This is a genomic window from Profundibacter amoris (assembly GCF_003544895.1).
In the GTDB taxonomy this organism is placed as follows: Bacteria; Pseudomonadota; Alphaproteobacteria; order Rhodobacterales; family Rhodobacteraceae; genus Profundibacter; species Profundibacter amoris.
This window is the reverse complement of sequence record NZ_CP032125.1, coordinates 3,528,526-3,550,149: the sequence shown is the minus strand read 5'-3', so window position 1 is coordinate 3,550,149 and position 21,624 is coordinate 3,528,526. Positions and strand designations below refer to the sequence as shown.

The 21,624-nt window shown below is 54.3% G+C and carries 27 protein-coding genes; 16 read left to right on the top strand and 11 right to left on the bottom strand.

Annotated elements, in window-relative coordinates; translation table 11 throughout:
- Window positions 1–7: 7 nt before the first annotated feature.
- The 4 genes from BAR1_RS17780 (at window position 8) to BAR1_RS17765 (ending at window position 2,975) form a co-directional block, all read left to right on the top strand.
- On the top strand, window positions 8–1,300 hold the full coding sequence (locus BAR1_RS17780; RefSeq protein ID WP_118944270.1) for a flagellin: 1,293 nt from the start codon (window positions 8–10) through the stop codon (window positions 1,298–1,300).
- Window positions 1,301–1,402: 102 nt separating this feature from the next.
- Entirely contained in the window at window positions 1,403–1,759 is a 357-nt protein-coding gene (gene flaF / locus BAR1_RS17775) for a flagellar biosynthesis regulator FlaF (RefSeq protein WP_267128381.1), read from the top strand.
- Window positions 1,756–2,160, top strand: a complete 405-nt coding sequence (flbT, locus tag BAR1_RS17770) for a flagellar biosynthesis repressor FlbT (RefSeq protein ID WP_118944268.1) — start codon at window positions 1,756–1,758, stop codon at window positions 2,158–2,160. The genes flaF and flbT overlap by 4 nt, the downstream gene beginning before the upstream one ends.
- Window positions 2,160–2,975: a DUF1217 domain-containing protein gene (locus tag BAR1_RS17765; RefSeq protein ID WP_323368581.1), complete on the top strand. Its 816-nt coding sequence runs from the start codon at window positions 2,160–2,162 to the stop codon at window positions 2,973–2,975. The genes flbT and BAR1_RS17765 overlap by 1 nt, the downstream gene beginning before the upstream one ends.
- On the opposite strand, the gene BAR1_RS17760 is transcribed toward BAR1_RS17765, so the two are convergent.
- Window positions 2,972–4,306, bottom strand: a complete 1,335-nt coding sequence (locus BAR1_RS17760; RefSeq protein ID WP_118944266.1) for a FliI/YscN family ATPase — start codon at window positions 4,304–4,306, stop codon at window positions 2,972–2,974. The two genes, BAR1_RS17765 and BAR1_RS17760, sit on opposite strands and share 4 nt — an antisense overlap.
- 89 nt (window positions 4,307–4,395) lie before the next feature.
- On the opposite strand from BAR1_RS17760, the gene BAR1_RS17755 reads away from it, so the two are divergent.
- Genes BAR1_RS17755 through BAR1_RS17715 form a run of 9 tightly spaced genes read left to right on the top strand, consistent with a single transcriptional unit; the run spans window position 4,396 to window position 8,972 of the window.
- Window positions 4,396–4,779, top strand: coding sequence for a FlgB family protein (locus BAR1_RS17755; RefSeq protein WP_118944265.1), 384 nt, complete (start codon window positions 4,396–4,398; stop codon window positions 4,777–4,779).
- Between the two features lie 15 nt (window positions 4,780–4,794).
- Window positions 4,795–5,187: a flagellar basal body rod protein FlgC gene (flgC, locus tag BAR1_RS17750; RefSeq protein ID WP_118944264.1), complete on the top strand. Its 393-nt coding sequence runs from the start codon at window positions 4,795–4,797 to the stop codon at window positions 5,185–5,187.
- A 13-nt stretch (window positions 5,188–5,200) separates the two neighbouring features.
- Window positions 5,201–5,494 (top strand): flagellar hook-basal body complex protein FliE, encoded by a 294-nt coding sequence (gene fliE, locus BAR1_RS17745; protein WP_118944263.1) that lies wholly within the window; start codon window positions 5,201–5,203, stop codon window positions 5,492–5,494.
- Window positions 5,494–5,760, top strand: a complete 267-nt coding sequence (locus tag BAR1_RS17740) for a flagellar biosynthetic protein FliQ (RefSeq protein ID WP_118944262.1) — start codon at window positions 5,494–5,496, stop codon at window positions 5,758–5,760. Before fliE ends, BAR1_RS17740 begins: the two co-directional genes overlap by 1 nt.
- Window positions 5,761–5,763: 3 nt before the next feature.
- Window positions 5,764–6,480 (top strand): flagellar hook-basal body complex protein, encoded by a 717-nt coding sequence (locus BAR1_RS17735; protein ID WP_118944261.1) that lies wholly within the window; start codon window positions 5,764–5,766, stop codon window positions 6,478–6,480.
- Window positions 6,481–6,497: 17 nt separating this feature from the next.
- Window positions 6,498–7,283 carry a flagellar basal-body rod protein FlgG gene (flgG, locus tag BAR1_RS17730; protein ID WP_118944260.1) on the top strand — a complete coding sequence of 262 codons (786 nt, stop codon included), beginning with the start codon at window positions 6,498–6,500 and terminating at the stop codon, window positions 7,281–7,283.
- Window positions 7,283–7,699, top strand: coding sequence for a flagellar basal body P-ring formation chaperone FlgA (flgA, locus tag BAR1_RS17725; RefSeq protein WP_118944259.1), 417 nt, complete (start codon window positions 7,283–7,285; stop codon window positions 7,697–7,699). Before flgG ends, flgA begins: the two co-directional genes overlap by 1 nt.
- A gap of 16 nt (window positions 7,700–7,715) precedes the next feature.
- Window positions 7,716–8,450: a flagellar basal body L-ring protein FlgH gene (gene flgH / locus BAR1_RS17720; protein ID WP_118944258.1), complete on the top strand. Its 735-nt coding sequence runs from the start codon at window positions 7,716–7,718 to the stop codon at window positions 8,448–8,450.
- Between the two features lie 9 nt (window positions 8,451–8,459).
- Complete coding sequence (locus BAR1_RS17715) at window positions 8,460–8,972, top strand: flagellar basal body-associated FliL family protein (protein WP_323368580.1); 513 nt, start codon at window positions 8,460–8,462, stop codon at window positions 8,970–8,972.
- Window positions 8,973–8,987: 15 nt separating this feature from the next.
- Here BAR1_RS17715 and BAR1_RS17710 read toward each other — a convergent pair whose 3' ends face one another.
- From BAR1_RS17710 to BAR1_RS17665, 10 genes are all read right to left on the bottom strand, one after another.
- Window positions 8,988–9,368 (bottom strand): hypothetical protein, encoded by a 381-nt coding sequence (locus tag BAR1_RS17710; protein ID WP_118944256.1) that lies wholly within the window; start codon window positions 9,366–9,368, stop codon window positions 8,988–8,990.
- The gene (locus tag BAR1_RS17705; protein ID WP_118944255.1) at window positions 9,369–10,460 is read right to left on the bottom strand and encodes an EscU/YscU/HrcU family type III secretion system export apparatus switch protein; all 1,092 of its coding nucleotides are present in this window, start codon (window positions 10,458–10,460) and stop codon (window positions 9,369–9,371) included.
- A complete protein-coding gene (locus BAR1_RS17700; protein WP_118944254.1) occupies window positions 10,457–11,236 on the bottom strand; it encodes a flagellar biosynthetic protein FliR in 780 nt (259 codons plus the stop codon). Before BAR1_RS17700 ends, BAR1_RS17705 begins: the two co-directional genes overlap by 4 nt.
- Complete coding sequence (gene flhA, locus BAR1_RS17695; protein WP_118944253.1) at window positions 11,233–13,329, bottom strand: flagellar biosynthesis protein FlhA; 2,097 nt, start codon at window positions 13,327–13,329, stop codon at window positions 11,233–11,235. The genes BAR1_RS17700 and flhA overlap by 4 nt, the downstream gene beginning before the upstream one ends.
- Window positions 13,322–14,122 (bottom strand): lysozyme family protein, encoded by an 801-nt coding sequence (locus BAR1_RS17690; protein ID WP_228408622.1) that lies wholly within the window; start codon window positions 14,120–14,122, stop codon window positions 13,322–13,324. The genes flhA and BAR1_RS17690 overlap by 8 nt, the downstream gene beginning before the upstream one ends.
- 46 nt (window positions 14,123–14,168) lie before the next feature.
- A complete protein-coding gene (locus tag BAR1_RS17685; protein ID WP_162891835.1) occupies window positions 14,169–16,523 on the bottom strand; it encodes a hypothetical protein in 2,355 nt (784 codons plus the stop codon).
- Window positions 16,520–17,389, bottom strand: coding sequence for a flagellar motor stator protein MotA (gene motA / locus BAR1_RS17680; protein ID WP_118944251.1), 870 nt, complete (start codon window positions 17,387–17,389; stop codon window positions 16,520–16,522). Before motA ends, BAR1_RS17685 begins: the two co-directional genes overlap by 4 nt.
- Window positions 17,390–17,453: 64 nt before the next feature.
- Complete coding sequence (locus BAR1_RS17675; protein ID WP_118944250.1) at window positions 17,454–18,074, bottom strand: MotE family protein; 621 nt, start codon at window positions 18,072–18,074, stop codon at window positions 17,454–17,456.
- A complete protein-coding gene (locus BAR1_RS17670) occupies window positions 18,071–18,451 on the bottom strand; it encodes a hypothetical protein (protein ID WP_118944249.1) in 381 nt (126 codons plus the stop codon). Before BAR1_RS17670 ends, BAR1_RS17675 begins: the two co-directional genes overlap by 4 nt.
- A 9-nt stretch (window positions 18,452–18,460) precedes the next feature.
- Entirely contained in the window at window positions 18,461–18,946 is a 486-nt protein-coding gene (locus BAR1_RS17665) for a flagellar basal body-associated FliL family protein (protein ID WP_118944560.1), read from the bottom strand.
- Window positions 18,947–19,071: 125 nt separating this feature from the next.
- Here BAR1_RS17665 and fliF point away from each other — a divergent pair, with 125 nt between their 5' ends.
- The 3 genes from fliF to BAR1_RS17650 are packed head-to-tail and all read left to right on the top strand — an operon-like array spanning window position 19,072 to window position 21,621.
- Window positions 19,072–20,748, top strand: a complete 1,677-nt coding sequence (gene fliF / locus BAR1_RS17660) for a flagellar basal-body MS-ring/collar protein FliF (protein ID WP_118944248.1) — start codon at window positions 19,072–19,074, stop codon at window positions 20,746–20,748.
- The gene (locus tag BAR1_RS17655; protein ID WP_118944247.1) at window positions 20,748–21,341 is read left to right on the top strand and encodes a FliH/SctL family protein; all 594 of its coding nucleotides are present in this window, start codon (window positions 20,748–20,750) and stop codon (window positions 21,339–21,341) included. Before fliF ends, BAR1_RS17655 begins: the two co-directional genes overlap by 1 nt.
- A complete protein-coding gene (locus BAR1_RS17650) occupies window positions 21,334–21,621 on the top strand; it encodes a FliM/FliN family flagellar motor switch protein (RefSeq protein ID WP_162891834.1) in 288 nt (95 codons plus the stop codon). Before BAR1_RS17655 ends, BAR1_RS17650 begins: the two co-directional genes overlap by 8 nt.
- The last annotated feature ends 3 nt before the right edge of the window (window positions 21,622–21,624 follow it).

The window sequence follows — 21,624 nt, the reverse complement described above, 5'->3', positions numbered from 1 at the left end:
CTGCACAATGTCCAGTATTCTGACAAACACCAGCGCCATGGTTGCGCTGCAAACTCTTCAATCCATCAACTCCAACCTGGAAAGTGTTCAGGGGGAAATTTCAACGGGCAAATCCATTGCCTCGGCCAAGGACAACTCGGCGATTTGGGCCATTTCCAAAGTCATGGAATCCGACGTCAACGGTTTCAAGGCCATTTCCGACAGCCTTTCGCTGGGGGAATCGACCGTTGCTGTGGCGCGGCAGGCGTCGGAAACGGTTACAGACCTTCTGACCCAGATCAAAGGCAAGGTGGTCGCGGCACAGGAAGACAATGTTGACCGCGCCAAAATCCAGACTGACATTGCCGCGCTGACCAAACAGGTCACTTCGGTGGTCAATGCGGCCCAGTTCAACGGGTTGAACCTGGTTGATGGCAACATCACTTCAACCAACACCGACGGCAACACCGGTATCGACATTCTCTCATCGCTGGATCGCGCTGCGGATGGTTCCGTGACGTCCAGTTCGATCGGCGTTGCATCGCAAAACCTGTCATTGACAGCGGGCACGGCATTGACGGCAGCAGCAGCCAACGTCGGGACCGACGCAGGCACTGCAGGTGTGATAGACGCAAATGATGGCGGCACCAACGATTCAATCAAGCTGGATACATTTGCTTTCCTTGATAACTCTGGGGCTGCAACAGGTACTGCGGCCCTTGCCCGTGGAACCGCAGGATTGGACAACACCGTTGCGACCGGTCTTATGGAAGGTGATCTGATGACCTTCCAGGTTGGCACGACCGAGGCACAATACACTGTGCGCGCGGGGGATACCGCCGAAGCGATCGTGGCAGGCATGAAATCCGCGCTGCAGGATTCGGGTATCAGTGCAACCGATTTCACCATGGATATCGACACGGTAGCCGGTGAGTTGAAAATCACTAACAACACCAATGCCGATGTGGCCTTCAGCTTCTCGTCTTCGCGCGGTTCTGGCGGCCTGTCCGGTCTGGCTGCAATTGATGTCTCCACCGGTGCCGGTGCTACGGCTGCACTGGGGTCGATCGAAAACCTGATCAACACCTCGATTGATGCTTCGGCCTCTTTCGGTTCGGTTCAGGGTCGGATTGAAACCCAGAACAGCTTTATCGGCAAACTGTCGGATTCGCTGAAGTCGGGTATCGGCTCGATGGTGGATGCGGACATGGAAGCGGCTTCGGCCCGCTTGCAGGCCTTGCAGGTTCAACAGCAATTGGGCGTTCAGGCGTTGTCGATCGCGAACCAGGCACCGCAATCGGTTCTGTCACTGTTCCGGTAATCATTTGATCGGGGCGCCAGATACGGCGCCCCTTTCCCCGCGGTGAAACCCGCGTTCCGATGACCCCTGTCATTGAAAGGTAATGACATGAACGCCTTTAATATGGCCAAAACGGCCTATGCCAATTCTTCGGCCCCGACACGCACCCCACGCAGCATCGAATACGATGCTTTTGCCCGAATCACACATCGTTTGAAATCCGCCAGCCAGGGCGACAGTTTTACAGCCCTTGCAGCAGCATTACACGAGAACAATAAATTGTGGACTTTGCTGGCAGCCGATGTGTCCGACAAGGACAACGCACTCCCGGAATCCCTTCGCGGTCGCATTTTCTATCTTTTCGAATTTACAGCCCAACATGGCCGCAAGGTTTTACACAAAGAGGCCTCGGTTGATGTACTGGTTGATATCAACACAGCCATCATGCGCGGCTTGCGCAGCAAGGAAGGTGTGTCATGAGCGGACTTGTCCTGAAACTTGGCCCGAAAGAGCGGGTTTTGATCAATGGTGCCGTGATTGAAAACGGTGACCGGCGCAGCCGCCTGTCCATCGTCACGCCCAATGCAAACATTCTGCGCCTGCGTGATGCCATCCATCCGGAAGAGGTGAATACACCTGTGCGGCGGGTTTGCTATATTGCCCAACTGGTTTTGTCGGGCGATGCCCAAAAGGAAGACGCAAAACTGCAACTTCTGCGCGGGATTGAACAGCTTAGCCAGGTTTTGACCGACCATGACAGTCGCACTTTGTTGACCACCGCCTCGGAAGAGGTGTTAGATGGGAAATATTATCAGGCCTTGAAAGCCTTGCGCGGATTGCTGCCCCGCGAAGAACGCTTGCTTGCGGCGGCGCGGGTCTGATGTTTCAGCCCGTGCTTCCCTTGGGCGGTTTTGCCGGCTGGTCATTTCTGACCCGGACGATGGACAGTCAGAAAGGCGCCTATGCAAAATCGCCCGAGGTTGCCCGCGAAGTGAAATACTTCGAGGAGAATATCGGCAAGGTTAAAACCGCCGAAGATCTGGTTTCGGACCGAACGTTGTTAAAGGTCGCATTGGGCGCGTTCGGGTTAAGCGATGATATCGACAACAAGTACTTCATTCGCAAGGTTCTAGAGGATGGCACCCTGACCGACGATGCCCTGGCCAACAAGCTGTCAGATAAGCGATATCTAAAGCTGTCACAGGCCTTTGGATTCGGCGATTACCCCGTCCCAAGTACCGGATTAAGCGACTTTGGTTCCAAAATTACCACGGCTTTCAAAGAGCGGCAGTTCGAAGCAGCGGTTGGTAACCAGAATGAAAACTTCCGGCTGGCAATGGGGATCGACCGCGATCTGGCCGAAATCGCGAATAAGGACCTTAAGGAAGATACGCTGTGGTTTACTGTGATGGGAAACCCGCCATTGCGCAAAGTATTTGAAACCGCGTTTAACCTGCCGACATCCTTTGGCTCGCTTGATCTGGACAAACAGCTTGCCACCTTCAAGGACAAGGCGCAGGCCGCTTTTGGCGACAGCGGGATCAAACAGTTTGCCACGCCCGAAAAACAAGAAGACCTGACGCGCCTGTTCCTGTTGCGTGCGGATGTTCAGGCACTCAACGTGGACACCGGCGGTAGCCAGATCGCCCTTACCTTGTTGCAAAACATGTCGAACGGTCGCAGCGGCCTGTTCTAGGCGGACTCTGTATCCTCCCGATCCTGCATCAGGCAGCTTGCCAACCGCAAGAAACTGGCCGCTGTTCCCTCTTGCTCATCCTCGGCCAAAAAAGCATCCAGTTTGGACCAGACGCTAATTGCCTCGTCAATCAGCGGATCTGACCCCGCGGTGTACAGCCCCGCCTGAATCATCATTTCCGCCCGATCATATGCCCCCAGCAAACGCCGCGCGTTGCTGATCAATTCATTTTCCTCGGGCGTTGCCGCCGCAGGCAGACTGCGTGAAACCGAACGTAGCAAATCAATCGCCGGAAACCTCCCGCGTTCGGCGATTTTGCGATCCATCACAACGTGCCCGTCCAGCACCCCGCGCAGGATGTCGGCTACAGGTTCCTCCATATCCGATCCCGCCACCAACACGCTGAACAGCGCGGTGATGTCGCCTGCGGTGCCCACACCCGGCCCGGCACGCTCGCAAAGCGACATGATCATATGCGAGGTGGAAGGGGGGTAGCCCCGCAACGAGGCAACCTCGCCCGACGCCAGTGCGACCTCGCGGTGGGCCTCGGCAAAGCGGGTGATCGAATCGGCCAAAAACAGAACATGTTGCCCCTGATCGCGAAAATGTTCGGCCACGGCCATCGCCGTCCAGGCGCAACGGCGACGCACCAATGGCGACTGGTCTGACGTTGCCGCCACCACAACCGCCCGCTTCATCCCTTCGGGACCAAGCACATGATCGACAAATTCGCGCACCTCGCGCCCGCGCTCCCCGACCAGCGCAATCACCACCACATCGGCGCTAACCCCGCGGGCAAACTTGGACAACAGGGTAGATTTGCCCACGCCGGACCCGGCAAACAGGCCAATCCGCTGCCCCCGCACAATCGGCAACAATGTGTTGAAAATTGCCAGACCGGTTTCCAGCCGTTCCCCCAACGCCCGCCGCCGGGTTGCCTTTGGCGGTGAAGCCCGCATCGGACGCGGTTGCACCCCGCGCATCATTGGCCGCCCGTCCATTGGTTGACCCGAAGGGTCAATCACCCGCCCGATCCAACTGCTGTCAGGCGCGATCAAGGCCTGCCCCAACAACGTAACCCGATCGCCGATCACCACCCCTTCGGCAGAATGATCTGGCAAAACCACCACCGTATCCCGCGACAGTTGCAGCACCTCGCCGCCCATCACCGCATCACGATGGGTAATGCGCACCTGGTCGCCCAGACTGGCGCAGCCCGACAACCCGCGCACAGTTAACGTACCGCGCCCCACCTCGACTACACGGCCTACATTGCGGACGGGGCGCATCGCCGCCACCTCGGCGGTTAGGCAATCAATATCTGTAACCATTACCGGATTCTCCTGTTTGGTTCCTGAAAACCATTTCTAAAGGAATCACAGTTAAAGCTTGATTGAAATTACTCGAGGGAGAAGCCCCGATGTTTAAAAATCTAGAGATATTCCAGATGGCAGGCGCACTGGCCCGCCACGCCGAGACACGTCAAACGATGGTCGCACAGAATATCGCAAATGCCGATACGCCTGGCTATAAAGCCCGCGATATCGCCTCGTTTGCCGAAACCTATCGCACACAGGATGCCAGCACGATGCGCACCACACGTGCGGGGCATTTGACCGGCAGCTCACAACCCTATGACACACGCATCATCGCCGGCACAGGCAGCGAATCGCCCAATGGCAACAATGTTTCGCTCGAAACCGAAATGATGAAGTCGGTTGAAAACACCGGCCAGCATAAACGCGCAATGGCGATCTACAAATCGTCCTTAAACATTTTACGCCTGAGCCTGGGCCGAAAATAGAGGAGGTAATCTATTATGAATGACCTATCCAATATTCGGGCGCTAGCCACCAGTGGGATGCAGGCACAGGCAACCCGCCTGCGTCATGTATCTGAAAATATCGCGAATACAGATACCCCTGGTTACCACCGCAAAACCGCCTCGTTCGAGGAAATTGTGGTCGGAGGGAAACGCACGGGTGAAGTGCGGATTGGTCAGGTTGAATTTGACCGCTCCGAACTGACTCGGGTCTATGATCCGGGGCACCCGCTTGCGGATGAAAATGGTTACTATGATGGATCGAATGTCAATCTGGTAATCGAAATCGCTGACGCGCGCGAAGCGCAGCGCAGCTATGAGGCGAACCTCAAGATGTTCGATCAGGCGCGACAAATGTCGTCCAGCCTGCTTGATCTTCTGCGCCGATGAAAGGTGATCCAGAATGGATATAAAATCTTCACTAGCAGCCCAGCAATATGCAGCAACCCGTCCCGCAACAGCGCCAAAGCCTGATGCGGGCGGGGGGCCTGGCAACGCATTTGGTCGCGCCGCCGCCGATTTTGCCGCCACGCTGCAACAGGGCGAAGACGTGGCAAAGGCAGCAATGACCGGCGGAGCAGATGCCAATTCGCTTGTCACCGCACTGGCCCAAACCGAGCTGGCGGTCGAAACTGCCGTGACCGTCCGCGACAAGGTGGTCGAGGCCTATCAGGAAATTCTAAGGATGCCGGTGTAATGGATCAGGCAATATTCTTTGACACATTGCGGCATGGTCTGTGGATCGCCGTCATTATTTCGCTGCCCATTCTGGTAGTCGCCCTGGTCACCGGCCTGACGGTTGGCCTGTTTCAGGCGCTGACATCTATTCAGGAAATGACGTTGACGTTTGTGCCGAAACTTGCGGCAATTCTGGCGGTATTCTGGGTTTCAATGAGCTTTATGACCGAAACTCTTGTGTCGTTTTTCACCAGCACCATCGTGCCTTTGATCGCAGGGAGCTAACGGATGGACAACGCCGGATACACTACCCTGACCCGACAGGCCGGACTGATGCGCGAAATGTCAACGGTGGCCAACAACCTTGCCAATCTTTCGACCACCGGTTTTCGCAAAGAAGGCGTGATTTTTGCGGAACACATCAAGGCGCTGGACGGGAACGAGGATTCGCTTTCGATGGCCTCGGCCAATGTGCGGCTGACGGTTCAACAGCAGGGTACATTGACCCAGACCAACGGCCGTTTCGATTTCGCGATCGAGGGCGAGGGGTTCTTTATGATCGAAACCCCCGATGGAAATCAACTGACCCGCGCCGGTAACTTTACCCCCAATGGCGAAGGCGAATTGGTAACCCCCGACGGGTACCGTCTGCTGGATGGCGGCGGGTCACCCATTTTCATCCCGCCCGACGCCCGCTCCATCGCAGTTGCGGCGGATGGCACCCTAAGTGCGGATGGCGTGCCGCAAACCCAGATCGGACTGTTCACGCCCGCCGATCCAACCGACCTAAGCCGCCAGAACGGGGTGCGCTTTCAGGTGCGTGGCGATGTGATACCGGTTGAAGATTCCGCCATCATGCAAGGGTTTGTCGAGGATTCAAACGTTAACCCCGTAATTGAAATTGCCCGCATGATCGAAGTGCAACGCGCTTACGAACTTGGGCAGGGCTTCTTGGATAAAGAGGACGAACGCATTCGCGGTGTCCTTCAGACCCTTGGCCGTTAAATAAAAAGGAAAGCAACATGCGCGCCCTGAAAATTGCCGCCACCGGAATGAGTGCCCAGCAAATGCGGGTCGAGGTAATCTCGAACAACCTCGCCAATATGAACACAACGGGTTACAACGCCCGCCGCGCCGAATTTGCCGATCTGCATTACCAGCAGGCCACCCGTCCGGGCACCATAAACGCTGCTGATGGAACGGTATTGCCAACCGGTGTGCAGCTGGGTTTAGGGGTGCGGCCCGCGTCCGTCACCGTGCAACTGTCGCAAGGGTCCCTGGCGGCCACCGGCGGCGATCTGGATATGGCGATTGAAGGGTCAGGGTATTTCGAGGTCACCCTACCCTCGGGCATCTCGGGATATACGCGCGACGGTGGACTGAAACGCTCGGCGGACGGATTGATCGTGACATCCGACGGCTATCCAGTGGTGCCCGACATCACCATCCCGTCCGATGCCCGCAGCATCTCGATCAATGCCGAAGGCGAAGTTTACGCCTACTTCAACGACCGCGTTCAACCCGAATTGCTGGGTCAGTTTACGCTGGCAAATTTCACCAACCCCAAAGGATTGGAGGCCATCGGCAGCAACCTGTTTCTGGAAACGACCGCCTCGGGGCCATCGCTTGTATCCGCACCGGGAGCCGACGGATTGGGGGTGCTGCGACAGGGTTATCTCGAAGATTCCTCGGTGGATTCCGTGCGCGAAATCACCGAGCTGATCGAGGCCCAGCGCGGTTATGAAATGAATGCCAAAGTCATATCTGCCGCCGACCAGATGCTTGGCGCAACCACGCAGATCCGCTGATGATCCGTCTGATTTTCATACTGGCGCTTCTGGCCACGCCCGCCACCGCCGGCACACTCGTCGCGGCCCGTACGGTTCGCAGTCATGCCATCATCACCCCCGACGATATCGCCGTCAAAGATGTTGTCGTCCCCGGCGCATTAACCTTTCCCGAAGAAGCCATCGGACAAGAGGCCCGCGTTGTGCTTTATGCCGGCCGTCCAATCCGCCCTGGAGATATCGGTCCGGCGGCGATTGTTGACCGAAACCAGATCGTACGGCTGATCTATCAAAGCGGAAGTCTGCAAATCATTGCTGATGGTCGATCATTGGGCCGTGGCGGTGTGGGCGATTTTGTCCGCGTGATGAATCTTTCGTCCCGAACCACTGTTAGCGGAACTATTGCAGCAGACGGTAGCGTCACTGTTGGCTACTAGAATAAAGGAATATCGAATGTCTCTGAAACACCCTATTCCCCTGATCGCGCTGTTAATGCTGGCGGCCGGATGTGCCAAACTGGAGAATGTAGGCAAGGTTCCTCCGCTGTCTTTGACACAGGACAGTGACGAATATAACGCGATGGCCTCGCCGGGCTTGCCGCGACAGGTTGAACACATGCGCAGCACCGACACCGCATCACTCTGGAGCGCGGGGCGCCGTTCCTTACTGGGGGACCGGCGTGCGGTTCAGCGGGGTGACATTTTGACAGTTGTAATCGAAATTGACGACAAGGCGGAAATTTCAAATTCAACAGCCAGAACCCGTAAGGGGTCGGAAAAAGCGGGCCTGCCTAACTTGCTGGGTATCCCGCAGCGCATTAACGAAAAGCTCCCAGATGGCGCCACGATGGACAACGCCTTCGAGAGCCATTCCACCAGCACCTTTTCCGGCGATGGTTCTGTGCGGCGCAAGGAAAAACTGACCTTGCGGGTTGCGGCTACGGTAATCGGGGTGTTGCCAAACGGTGTACTGGCAATTCAGGGCTCGCAAGAGGTTAGGGTAAACTTTGAAATTCGCGAATTGCTGGTTACGGGGTATGTGCGCCCTGAAGACATCTCGCGGCAAAACCAGATCACTTACGACAAAATCGCCTCGGCCCGGATTTCCTATGGCGGCCGTGGCCAGATTTCCGATGTCCAGCAGCCCCGCTACGGGCAACAGGCCGCCGATATTCTTTTACCGTTTTAGAGGTGTATGATGGGCAAGATCCTTCCAATTCTATTGGCGCTGATTGGCGTCGGAGCCGGTATCGGGGCCGGAGTAATGTTGAAACCCGATCCAGAAGCCGAACATGGTGAAGTCGCCGATTGCGCACCTCCTGCCGATGAAGGCACGCACACTGCTTCACCTCCTGCTGTTGACGAGCACGGAGAGGAAGTGACTCCCGAGTATGTAAAAATGAACAACCAGTTTGTTATTCCAGTCCTGAAAGATGGCAAAATGGCCGCATTGGTGGTTATGTCGATTAGCCTGGAGGTAACACCCGGCGGCAAAGAAGCCACGTTCCAGCGTGAACCGAAACTGCGGGATGCCTTTAATCAGGTGCTGTTTGATCACGCCAATTCCGGCGGGTTTGACGGGGTATTTACCAACAGCAACAGAATGGTTGTACTACGGGATTCCCTATATGAAGTCGCTCAAAAGGTGGCTGGCCCTGTCGTTCAGGATATCCTGATCAATGATATTGTTCGCCAGGATATTCAAAGCTAGGGTCGGGACTTTGCCCTAGGCCCTCCCGGATTTCAACCGTGCCTCTTCTGCGGATTTTTCCAGCAAGCGGGCCACAGCCTCGGCTTGTCCGAACGCTTTTTGTGCTTTCAACCGCTGCTCTTCCTGTTTTGCCAAGATTGCAGAGCGGCGGGTGTTCAGCGAACGTTTTTGTTGTTGCACCCAGTTTTGCCAGCGCAAATCCGCACCCGCCAAAAGGGCGGTATCCATACCGCCTTTGGCCAACAGTTGTGCTGCCCTTTTATTGCTTTCGCGGTCCAGTTCGGCAACCTGTTTGGCCAGGTCCTGTTCGGCCTTAATTATTTGTTGCAACTTCATCCTTTCAGCATCCAGAACCAAGCCGGTCAGGTTGCGAAGGGCCACAAGTTGTTTGTCCATCTACTGTCCCCTTTTCCCAGCAACCTTTTTGCGCAACTCCTCGGCAAACCGGATTGCAGCCGCCACGGCCTGATAATGGTCCGGCGGAATTTCCTGCCCGATTTCGACCGTTGCAAACAATGCACGGGCCGTAGGTGGATCACGATGGATCGGAACACCGGCCTCATTTGCAGCTTCGCGTATCCGGGCGGCGATTTCATCCACACCTTTAGCCACACAGACTGGCGCCATCCCGGCTGATCGATCCCATTTCAGGGCCACCGCGTAATGCGTCGGGTTTACGACAACCACACTTGCATCAGGGACATCGGCCAGCATCTGGTTCATCGCAATTGCATACCCCTTTTGGCGACGTTGCTGTTTGACATGCGGATCGCCCTCGCTTTGCTTGGCCTCGTCCGTCATTTCCTTGCGCGACATCATGTTACGCCGCGTGTGTTCGGCTTTTTGCCACATGAAATCCACAGCGCCAATCCCCAGCGCAATCATCAACACCACCGACAGAAATTCCACCAGTAACCGCAACAGCACAGTGGCAATCATCGCAGGGGGTAAATGCACTGTTCCCGTGATCTCCTGTATTTTTCCTTTCAGGAAAAACGTCAGGACCAGAGAATAGATCAGCAATTTGAAAAAACTTTTACCAAATTCAAACAGGCCATTGCGACCGAATTTATTCTTGGCATTGGACAGGATGGATATGCGCGACAGTTTCGGTATCAGCTTATCTGGTGCCACCACAAAACTACGCTGGACAAGAATGGACAGAATTACAAGCAATGCCGGAAACAGAAACCAGGGGCCGATGGTTACGATTAGCCCTTGAAAAATACCCCCTGAAACAGGATGGGCACTATCGCGAAAAAACACGGTCGATATGCGGTCAGCATTTCCAACCATATTTGCCAGAATCTGAGCAAATTGTGGTAATGTTGCTGCCCCCATAACCATCGCAACCAACAGAATTCCGCCATAGGATGCGGCCGTGTTCAGGTCGGTTGACTTTGCAATCTCGCCTCGTTTCCGGGCGTCATCCAGTTTTTTCTGGGTCGGTTCATGTTGCTTGTCATCGTCTTGGGAACCATCGCTCATTTCGGGCCTCCGAACGGGTTTTGCAGAAATTGCTGCAGGGCATCCGACCAGACCGTCAACATCAGCGGCATAACCAAAAACATCAGTATTAACGCCCCTGCAGTTATGGCTGGCGCACCGACGAAGGCCACCATCAGTTGTGGCATTGCACGATTAATCACGCCCAGCGCCACATTGTAGATCAGGGATGCGATGATGAACGGGGCGGCCAAAGTGAAGGCCAGCGAAAAAGCTTGTGCTATCTGTCCCACCCCCCAATCGCCCAGAATTGAGGCACCGGGGAATTGACCTGGCGTCAGGACATTATAGGACAGGATCAACACTTCGGCGATGCGGACATGCAGCCCTGTCATCACGGCAAGCGCAAGGCCTCCGAAAACCAAAAGGTGGCCAATCGCTGGTTGCGGTTCGATCCCCGTGCCACCGAAAACTTGCGACAGGGATGTGGCCTGTGCAGCAATGGAACCTGCCATTTGCAAAGCCAGAACAAATAGACGCAGGGCAATTCCCAGCGCTAATCCCGCCAGTGTTTCTGTTGCCAGCAGAATTGGAATACCCTTTTGGTGTTCAGCCAACGGTTCGATCTGCGCGGCAACGGCAGGCATCACAATGGCGGTAAACCCCAACGCCAACCCCAAGCGGACACGTTGCGGAACCGAGCTTTCGCCAAACGCAGGAAGCAGCGCCATTGCCGTCCCGACCCGCAGGAAAACGATGAAGCCTATCAACAAACCATCCTGCGCGTAGGCCAGCAAATCCGTCAGCGCAGCGTTCATGCAGGCACCAGACCGACAAGCGAAGGCCGTGCTTCGGTACCGATTTCCTCGAATGACAAAACCGGATTGGTAATGCCCTTGGCCGAAAGAACCGTGCGTAAAAACCGGCGGCGGTGGCGGGGGGCGGCGATGGCAGGGTAAATGCCGGTTTCCGAGGCTTTGGCCAGTTTTTCAGCCACGCCATTTGCCAGTCGGTTGAATTCATCGGGTGGCAGAGCCACATCCCCCTGCCCGCGTTCACCTTCGATTTGGTATGTATTAAAGGCTTGTTCCCACTCCGGCGCCAGCTGGATCAGGGGGATCGTACCATTATCACGCTTTAACTCTGCCACCAATTGAAACCCCAGCCGTTGACGAACATGTTCACACATCGCCTCGGCCTGTTGATACATCTGACGGGCCTCGGCGGTTGCTTCCAGTATCAGCGGTAGATTGCGAATTGAAACCCGTTCCTCCAACAGCATTCGCATTATGGTTAACAACAGGTCCACCGGCACCTTGTCCGGCACCAACTCGTCCAGCATCCGGCGATTTGCCTGTGCCCGTTCATCATCTGACAGGTTAACGAACTCATCCAACAACCGGCGCAAGGCTTTTAACGTCAACAATCGCGGGAAGTTCTGTTTGATCACTTCAAGCAAATGCGTCGCCAGCACTTCTGTTGCCGAAACGATCATAACCCCGGACAGGGCAGCCTCTTCTTGTGCGTCATTTGTGATCCAGCGGGCGGGCGCACCATAAACAGGCTCACTTACATCTTCGCCTGCTGGCAGAACATCCGGTCCCTCGGGCAGCAATGCCAACGCCCGGTCAGGGAACAGGCGGTCACGTACCTGTTCGACCCCCTGAACCTTGATGACATATGTACCGGCAGGCAGGGACGCATCATCTGTCAGGCGAATTTCCGGTAGAATCAGCCCGAAAGCCGTGGCCACATGGGTGCGCATATTGGCTATCCGCGCGTCTAGCCCCGTGGCAGGATCAAGCACCATGCTAACCAGATCGGGGGCAAATTCTACATGGATATCATCCAGATCCAGCAGATCGCCAATTGGCGTCTTACTGGGTTTCAGCTCTTCAGAAGTAGCTGGTTTTTGTGCCAGAATTTCTTTGCGTATGGCCGTGCGGTGAACCGACCATGCGGCTCCCCCCAAAACCAATGCGCCAATGATGAATGGTATAAACGGCAAGCCGGGTACCAGCGCAAACAACGCCATTAGAACCGCCACGGTTGCAATGGCGGGCGGGTAGCGCCCCAGTTGTGCCACAAGTTCCAGATCAACCGATCCTTTTGTGCCACCCCGTGACAGCAACAGGGCCGATGCTATGGATATGATCACAGCAGGAATTTGCGAGACCAAACCATCGCCAACCGTCAGGATCGAGTAAGTGTTGAATGCCTCGCCAATGGGCATCCCGTGGACGACCACGCCCATTATCAACCCCATTACAAGGTTCAACAAGGTAATCAACAGGCCCGCAACCGCATCGCCTTTGACAAATTTCGATGCCCCGTCAAGTGAGCCAAAAAATGTGGTTTCCGCTTGCTCCCTTTCCCGTCGCGCCTTGGCTTCGGCATGATCGATCGCGCCCGCAGACATATCGCTGTCGATCGCCAACTGTTTGCCCGGCATTCCGTCCAGCGCAAACCGTGCGCCGACTTCGGCCATGCGCGCAGCACCCTTGGTGATGACGATAAAATTCACAATAATCAACACACCAAACACCACTAGCCCCATGAAAACGCTGCCGCCCATTACAAAATTGGCGAACCCTTCGATCACGTTTCCTGCAGCACCGGTACCGGTATGCCCCTGACCGATGATCAGCTTGGTCGAGGACACATTCAGTGAAAGACGCAGCATTAATGAGGCCAGAAGCACCGTTGGAAAGGCCGAGAATTCCAATGGCCTGTCGATGAACAGCGTAATGGTAAACATCAGGATTGCCAGCGCAAAGGATGCTGCCAATCCCACATCCAACACCCAGGATGGCATAGGCAGGATCATCATCACGATGATTGCCATCAGGACCAACGCCAACAGAATGGTTGGCTGGAATATCCTTAAGATAAGTTGTTGCGGGTTATCCATCAGTTTGTGCCACAGTTATTAAACGTGTGACCGATTGCGCATTTCCCAAAGGAACAAGTGAGCCAAGCGTGCGCGTCGTGCTGCCTGCCTGTAACAACGGATATTTATTGATCCTGACAATAGCCGGCGCAGGCTGCGGTTCAGCATAGACCAGTTGTACATCTGCTTGCGGGGTATCATTCCCCATTAACCCGTTGCGGAACCGGTTGAACCGCGCCTCGTATTTTTCGGCGTATTTCGGTGTACGGGAATGATAGGCGCCGGCAGCACCGCTCCAATTGCCTTTTTCCCGGTATAATTCCAGCAGGAATTTTGCGGCATACAAGGCATTGGGGCGCGGCTCGAACATCTCTTCGATCGAGGCAAAGGCCTGTCCATGCCATTTATAATTTATCTGGAAGCAGCCAACATCAAAGCTGCGCGCACCTCGCTTGTAATTCTGGTAAACAAACGCCCGCGCCTCATCTTCGGTATCGAACCAGACGCCTTTGCCTTCCATATTAACCGTCCAGGGCCAGGGGCGCATTGTGCCACCGCGCTTTCGTCCGGTTTCGTTTAGGGAAATAGCCTGTAATACAGAAAGCGGAACACCCGTTTCCCTTGCCGCATAAGCAGCGGCTTGATCGCAAATCTGCGACAGATCCTGCGCGGCACGCAGCGGATAAACCGATACAATCAGCCCGGCAACAGTCAATACGACAAATCGGATGACCAAATAGGTTCTAATCCGCATACCGGTTTTTCCTTTGAAGGCAGTTCTAGCCATTTTCACAATTCTTGCTGTTCTTTCCACTGCAGGCTACGCAACAAGCCTTTAGAAAAGGTAAGTAAAAGTGGAATTATTCATCCACTGACAAAGGGGCGGGATAATCCTTTATCAAAGCCTCGATTGACTGGCGAAAATTTCCGCTTTCCTCAATCAAAGATGCATCTATTGACAGTACTTGTTCTGACATTGCCGGATCTGCATCAACAATTTTCGCACCCAAAGCCATTGATCTGGCAAGTGATTTTTCCGGTTCCGTGCCGATTTGTTGTAGACTTTGCCAATCACCCGCCTGCCAGATCGCTGATTTTTGGCTATCGTAATCCGAAATTTCCGCATACGCCGCAGCAGCATTTTCATAGTCCCCCAAATTCTCGAATGCCTGCGCCCGCAAATTTACCGCCTCGTCCCCTGCAACATTCTCAAGCAAGCTTTCAACCTGGTCAGCCCTGCCATCCAGAAGGGCTGCTCTGGCCATGATCAATCTGTCTGTATCAGAGGGGGGTACGGGGGCATTCAAAAAATCTAGTGCCCGTGTGGAAAACCCAAGATCCAGCAGTCTCTTTGCGATGGCCTGTCGGGTTGCTTGGGGAATGTCCAGTTTTGAAACATCCTTGTGGGCGGCGTAGATAAACTTTAGAAATGCTTCGTCGGACGCTGAATTTGTTGCAGTTGTCAGGACTTCTTCCCAAAGCTGCACCTTTTCATTGATAAAGGCATTTGTATTGGCTGCACGTAAGTTACTTAACGCAACATCCAGATTGCCGGATTGCGCATAAATCAAGGTTAGGGATCGTAGCAGCTTTGCCCCATCCGCAGTTGTTCTTTGCTCGAACAGATACGATTCGGCTGTTGTCAGTATCCCATCCGATACTTGCGATTTTCGCTCTGCTTTTGCCTCTAAGAGTTTGATCAAAGCCTTAAGTGCAACTGCGTTGTTATCCGTTGCAATCTCTTCAAGTGTTTGTTCCGCTGTATCATAATGTCCGCGTTCTTGCTCAAAATGTGCTTCCATCAGACGAAACTCGTCGCCGGCATCGCCCGGGGCCCGTGCAATCGCATTTCTGATTGCCGTTGCGGTTTCAATATCCCCGATTTCCAAAAACATCTCGGCCAGTTTTGGTCCCAGAAACCGCCGCAAATGCAATGGTAATTCCGAAAAGGTTGCAATGACCCTTGGTCGGTTTACATCTGTTCCTTTAGACAATTCCGCCAAAGCCAACACGGCCCAAAGCGCAACTTCTGAATCACACGCGGCCTGCCCCTGAAGCGCCCCGTTTGGCTGCGGCGGCAAACCATCGACGATCCGCGCTATATCTTTCAGGATTAGCGCTGTTTCGGGGTCAACATCAAAACTGTCAATTATTTGCAATGCTTCGGCACCAAACCCCGCATAAATATATGCTTTTGCAAGAGCTTCGGCCGCCACAGGATTTACTTTGTCAAATTCACCAGACAATTTACGCCGCTGTTGGGAAATCTGTTCCCAAACTGCATCTTCGCCGCCCCATTCCACCACATTAACCATATCACTTCCCAAACAGGACTCACCATCCCCGGGATCAGTTTCCCTGGGAAGCAATCTTGCAATTTCACGATCAACACTATTCTCAATATGAATGTTGATATGTGCCTGAGCCGTTGGCTCCTTTGGAGCTTCCTGTTGTGTTTCAGAGGGGTCAACCATCGATTCATGTGTATCTGTCGGCTTTGGTTCATGAATTGGCTCCGGTAGATTTGCCTCTAGCAACCCCTGCGCTGCAGCGCGACCAATCTGGCGTAGCATTTCCGATTGCATCATTGTAATTCGTTCAGAATTTTCGGACCCAACTTCCGGTCTCAAAGCAAGCCCACTTGTGAACGATGAAGAGTAAGCTGGCACAGGCAATGACACGGGTTCAGCTTCTTGATCTATTGTAGAAACATCCTCGGTTATTAATTCACTTTCTTTACCGGTTTCATCCGCATCTTTTACCGCTTCATCCGCAATCGTCACCACCATTTCTTCTGTAATGGCCGCACCGGTTTCATCTGCGGAAAATGCTGTTTCAAAAGGGCTGTTCTGGGCGGGTAATCCATCTTTAATATCCACAACCAGCAACCCCGGCCTGAATTCAAATGCATCCGCATGGCAGGCGCAATCTACTGTCAAAGTAATGATGGATTTATCCTCGGATACGGAAATATCCTTAATTCTGTCACGGGGAATTCGCCGGAAAATACTGGAGGTATCAATGACATTTCCATTGCCCTTCAAGCGAATTTCATACCCGCCAGAAACACGCCCCATCTTCCATTCAACCGGAGTCAAAAACGAAAAAGCCAGACGAGAAAAATCCCCGTGCTCTCCCGATCGTACAACGATTTTTTGCGCAGTAGCTCCGATTGGAAGGCAGAGCAGAAGCAGGATCAGGATCAACCTTATCATGCCGCCCCCTGTTTCACTTCTTTCAATGCCTCTTCCAGTTCACCGAAGCTGGGTCGACTATGGGTTGGGGTATTCTGACGCCCGACTTCAATACAAATATTGGTTGCGTGGTTATGCAGGTTGGCAACCAAAACCTCGCGAATAAGCTTGTAGAAATGGGCATCTTCCTCAACCACAGATTTGATTTTTGTGGCGAAGGGCCCTACCAGACCATAGGCCATGAACACCCCCAGAAATGTTCCTACCAATGCACCACCGATAAGTTCACCCAGAATTTCCGGTGGCTGATCCAAAGAACCCATGGTTTTAATAATCCCCAAAACAGCCGCCACAATACCGAGCGCCGGAAGCCCGTCAGCCAACCCTTGCAAGGAATGACTAGGATGCATTGAATGATGGAAATTCTCATCGATACGTTTTTCAAGTACTTCTTCCACCTGATGCGGATCATCATAATTCATAGAGGCCGAACGAAGCGTATCGCAGATTAGCGCGATCGCCTCTTTGTCTGTCAGGATTTTGGGATATCGCGTGAATATTGTCGATTCATCAGGTGCTTCGATATGTTCCTCAAGCCCGACCGGGTTTTGCCTGGCGAAACGGATCAACTCAAACAAAAGACACAACAAATCACGATAGTCACTATGCTGCCAAACCGGGCCTTTGAATACCTTGCCCAAACCTTTGAATGTGTGTTTAATCGCCGCTATATCACTGGAGATGATCAATGCGCCAATACCGGCACCCAAGATCATAGTTAACTCGAACGGAGCGGCATGAAGAATGATGCCCATCTTGCCGCCTGCAGCAAGATATGCGCCAAAAACCATGACGAGAATTACAACTATCCCGATTATGCCGATCATCTAGCAATCTCCCAATTATCCGTACTGCCAATTTCGAACTTGACGGATTAGGATTAAGAATCTCTCACTTTTCTGTCGGAACTTCTGCATTTCTGCCTGCCAGTATCACACTGATGGAATAGGCCTTGGCCGGGGTCATACCCGCAAAAATAGCTGCCGCTGCATCGGGGCGCATCCGGCCCAGAAATCCGGCGGAAAACTGCGGATCCATTTCCTCGAATAATTTGGCGGCGTCCTTGGCTTTCATATTCTCGTATACACTGGTCAGGCGCGATAGATCATCCTCGGCCGCACTGTCGGCCAGCGCCATTGTTGCCCTTAATTTCTGCTCGGCTGCACTCAATGCATCAAGGTTCCTTTTGGCCCCTTCTTCAGCCGCCGCCAAAACCTGCATCCGGTCAACCAATGCTGCCTCTTGCGCAGCAACCCGTGCCTCACGGTTTTTCAACGCAGCCAGCAATTCGCCAATACCTTCGCCGGTTTCGCAAGCAGCGGGCGCGACGGTCTCTGCTTCTTCCTGTTGGGATCCGGAATGGCTTATCGCCTGCACTTCCCGCGCTATTGCGCTGCCGGTTCCAGACCCTAACCGCAACAGGCCCGAAGCCAGAAAGAACCCCGTGATCAGGAATAAAACCCCGCGACCCGCCTTGCGTGATCGCTTGTTCTTGACTTGTTTTCTTGTCATTCTGCTGCCTCCACAACCCTATCCTGATGCCGCAGAAAAACTGCCTCTTGCATGCTGTCCTCGGCAGGTTCAGGCGCTGGCGGCGCTGAAGGTTCCGGTAAATCATGCATCGAGGCCATCAACAGCTCCAGCCGCTTGGCCACATCCTCGGCCTTGCTGGTCAATGACTTGAGGGATTCTGTCGATTCCCCTGCCGCAATTCGTGCCTGTTCCAGTGTTTTGGTCATGTCATCAACCTGAACAGCCAACACGGCCACTGCACCGCCGACACCGTTTTCCAGATCGTTGAACCTGTTCAAACGCCGCGACAAAATCATACAATAGAACGCCGCCCCAAGGGCGCCCGCGACCAGTAATATATCGGCAATAAGTGTCATCGCACCCTCCTAGTTCAGCACAAATTCCATGATCAGCAGATCCTTCACCTGCCCCTCGCCGGTGACCGTCTGAATCCGCCGCAGCATCTGGGCACGCAGGCGGATCAGGGCACTGGGATCTTCCAGATCTTTCACATCCACAGCCCGCAAATAACCGTTCAGAATGTCCAGAACCCGCGGCAATAACGCTGTTACCTCGGCCTCGTATGCGCCGTCCACTTCCAGCGACGAGCGGAACCGCAAAAACTGGTTTCTGGACCGCCCGCCCAGATTGATAATCAACGGGTCCACCGGCACAAAAACCACATTCGGCATTGGTTCTGCCTCTACATGCGAATCGGCTGCGGCCTCCTCGTGACTGCCAAAAAGCATGCCCGACTGCACCGCATAAAACCCGCCACCCCCACCGGCCAAAGCCAGCACAAGCCCAATAATCAAAGGCATTTTCGACTTTTTCTTCGAACCTTCTTCTTCGACTTCTTCTTCGTCTGCCATGTTCTCACCGGTTTTTTTCATCCCCTCCCTAATAAACGTCAGGAGCTAACCGATTATTAAGCCTGTTCGACGAAACATAAGGCGACGCATGGGCAAAACGCCCAACGAATATTCGGAGAATCGTCTTGCAACAGCTACTGTCTGTCTGGTCTGCACTGGAACCACGCCGCCGGGTGATCGTGGTGCTTGCCACCCTTGCAATGTTTGCGGCAGTCATAGGACTGTCGCGCATGGCAGCGGCCCCCGGCATGTCACTCTTATATGCAGGCCTGGAAAGCAGCGCCGCGGGCGAGGTGGTGGCGAAACTGGAACAACAGGGCGTCTCTTACGAGGTGCGCGGCGGAACGATCTTTGTCGATAGCGCGCGTCGAGACGAATTGCGCATGACGCTGGCCAGCGAAGGGTTGCCAGCAAATAATTCCGCTGGCTATGAACTGCTTGATTCGCTGTCGGGATTCGGCACCACATCGCAAATGTTCGACGCCGCCTATTGGCGCGCCAAAGAGGGCGAGCTGGCCCGCACGATTATATCCAGCCCGATGATCCGCAGCGCGCGCGTGCATATCGCCAGCCCGTCCCTGCAACCCTTTCGGCGGCAGGTAAAGGAAACAGCGTCGGTCACGGTGACCACCACGTCGGGGTCGCTTTCGGCTTCACATGCAAAAGCACTTAAATTCCTTGTTGCCTCGGCAGTGGCGGGGTTAAAGCCCGAAGATGTGGCCATCATTGATTCCCAGGGCGGGCTGATCATGGGGGCGGATGATGCGGCGACGGGCCAAAGCAGCAGCGAAAACCGCGCCGCCGAACTGAAGAAAAACGTTGAACGCCTGCTTGAGGCGCGCGTTGGTTACGGTAATGCAGTGGTCGAAGTCAGCGTTGAAACCGTAACTGATCGGGAATCGATCACAGAACGCACGTTTGATCCTGATTCGCGCGTGGTGATCAGCACCGACACCGAAGAACGCACAACTGCCTCGGAAGATGCGCGCGGCGGGGCGGTTACAGTGGCCAGCAATTTGCCGGAAGGGGATGGCAGTCGCAATGCCAACTCCTCCAGCCAGAACAGCGAAACCCACGAGAGGGTGAATTACGAAGTCTCGGAAACCCAACGGGAGATTGTGAAATCCCCGGGGGCAATCAAACGTCTGACGGTAGCTGTTCTGATTGATGGCACCCTGCAAGTCGATGATACCGGCACCGAGGTTTTTGTGCCTCGCAGCGAAGAAGAGATGGCAGGGCTGCACGATCTGGTGGCCGCTGCTGTCGGATTTGATGAAACCCGCGGCGATGTGATTACCCTGAAAACCATGCAATTCGAACCGATTGCCGAGCAGGGCAGCGTGGCTGCACCCTCATTCCTTCAGTCCATGAAATTGAATATCATGACAATTATTCAACTGGTTGTTCTGGGGGTTGTCGCCCTTGTCCTTGGCCTGTTTGTGGTGCGCCCGATCCTGAACAGCAAGCCCGCATCCAGCATGGCTGAACTGCCAGCTCCGGCGGGCTCAACCCCGCCTGCTCCATTCCCGGACGATTTCGGCAATTCGAACCCGGCCACCTTGCCTGCCCTGACGGGCGAAATCGACGATGGCAGTTTCAACCCGCCGGCAATGGCTACGATAACCGATTTTGACATGCCTGATATGGGCACAGCCCAGCTGGGTGGTTTTGCCACGGCCGGCAACATGGGCGGATCATCAAATGATCCCGTCACCCGTCTGAAAGAACTGATCGAGGAACGTCAGGACGAAACAGTCGAGGTTCTGCGCGGCTGGATGGAAGACAAAGGGGAAACGGTTTGATGGCTGTCTTTCCTCTGGAAGAATTCAACACGACCATAGTTTCAAACGACCCAAAGCTTACTTTGGAAACCAGTTTCGAGGAACACCGGTTAGAAGCCTATGAACAAGGGTACAAGGCCGGCTGGGACGATGCCACCGCAGCCCAGATCGAAGAGCAATATCGCGTGGCGGCCGATTTTGCCCGCAACCTTCAGGAGCTTTCGTTTACCTATCACGAAGCCCGAAACCAGATTCTAGGTTCGTTAAAACCACTGTTCACCGAAATGGTATCCAAAGTTTTGCCCAGGTTGGCACAGGAAACCCTGCCACAATCCATTGTGGACGAGGTTCTTTCCGCCGCTGCGGATCGAACCATCGCCGAGTTTGAAATTGTAATTTCGCCGGCCAACCGCCCTGCTCTTGAACGGCTTCTAGAGGATCAGACCGCCCTTGATGTCAATATTGTCGAGGAGCCGACAATGGCCGAGGGTCTGGCCTACATAAGATTTAGCGAAACCGAAAAGCAGATCGATCTGACAAGCGTTCTGGCCGGGTTTTCCCAATTGGTCGAAGGCTTCTTTACACAACAGCAAAAGGTAGCAATCAATGGATGATACCGCGACAGATATGCCCGCCGACGGCCAGAACCCGTTTACCCAGGTGCCAATTGAAATAACCATTTCTGTTGGCAAAGCCCGTCCGAAAATCAAAGAGCTGTTGCAGCTGGAACAGGACGCGGTTTTGCCGCTGGACAAAAAAATCGAGGATCCGGTTGAACTTTATGTTGGCGATCGCCTGATCGCGCGCGGTGAATTGCAAGAACTGGATGGCGATCAAGCTGGCCAGTTGGCCGTTCGCCTGACCGAAGTCGTAAACCTGCAAGACGGCCTGTAAACC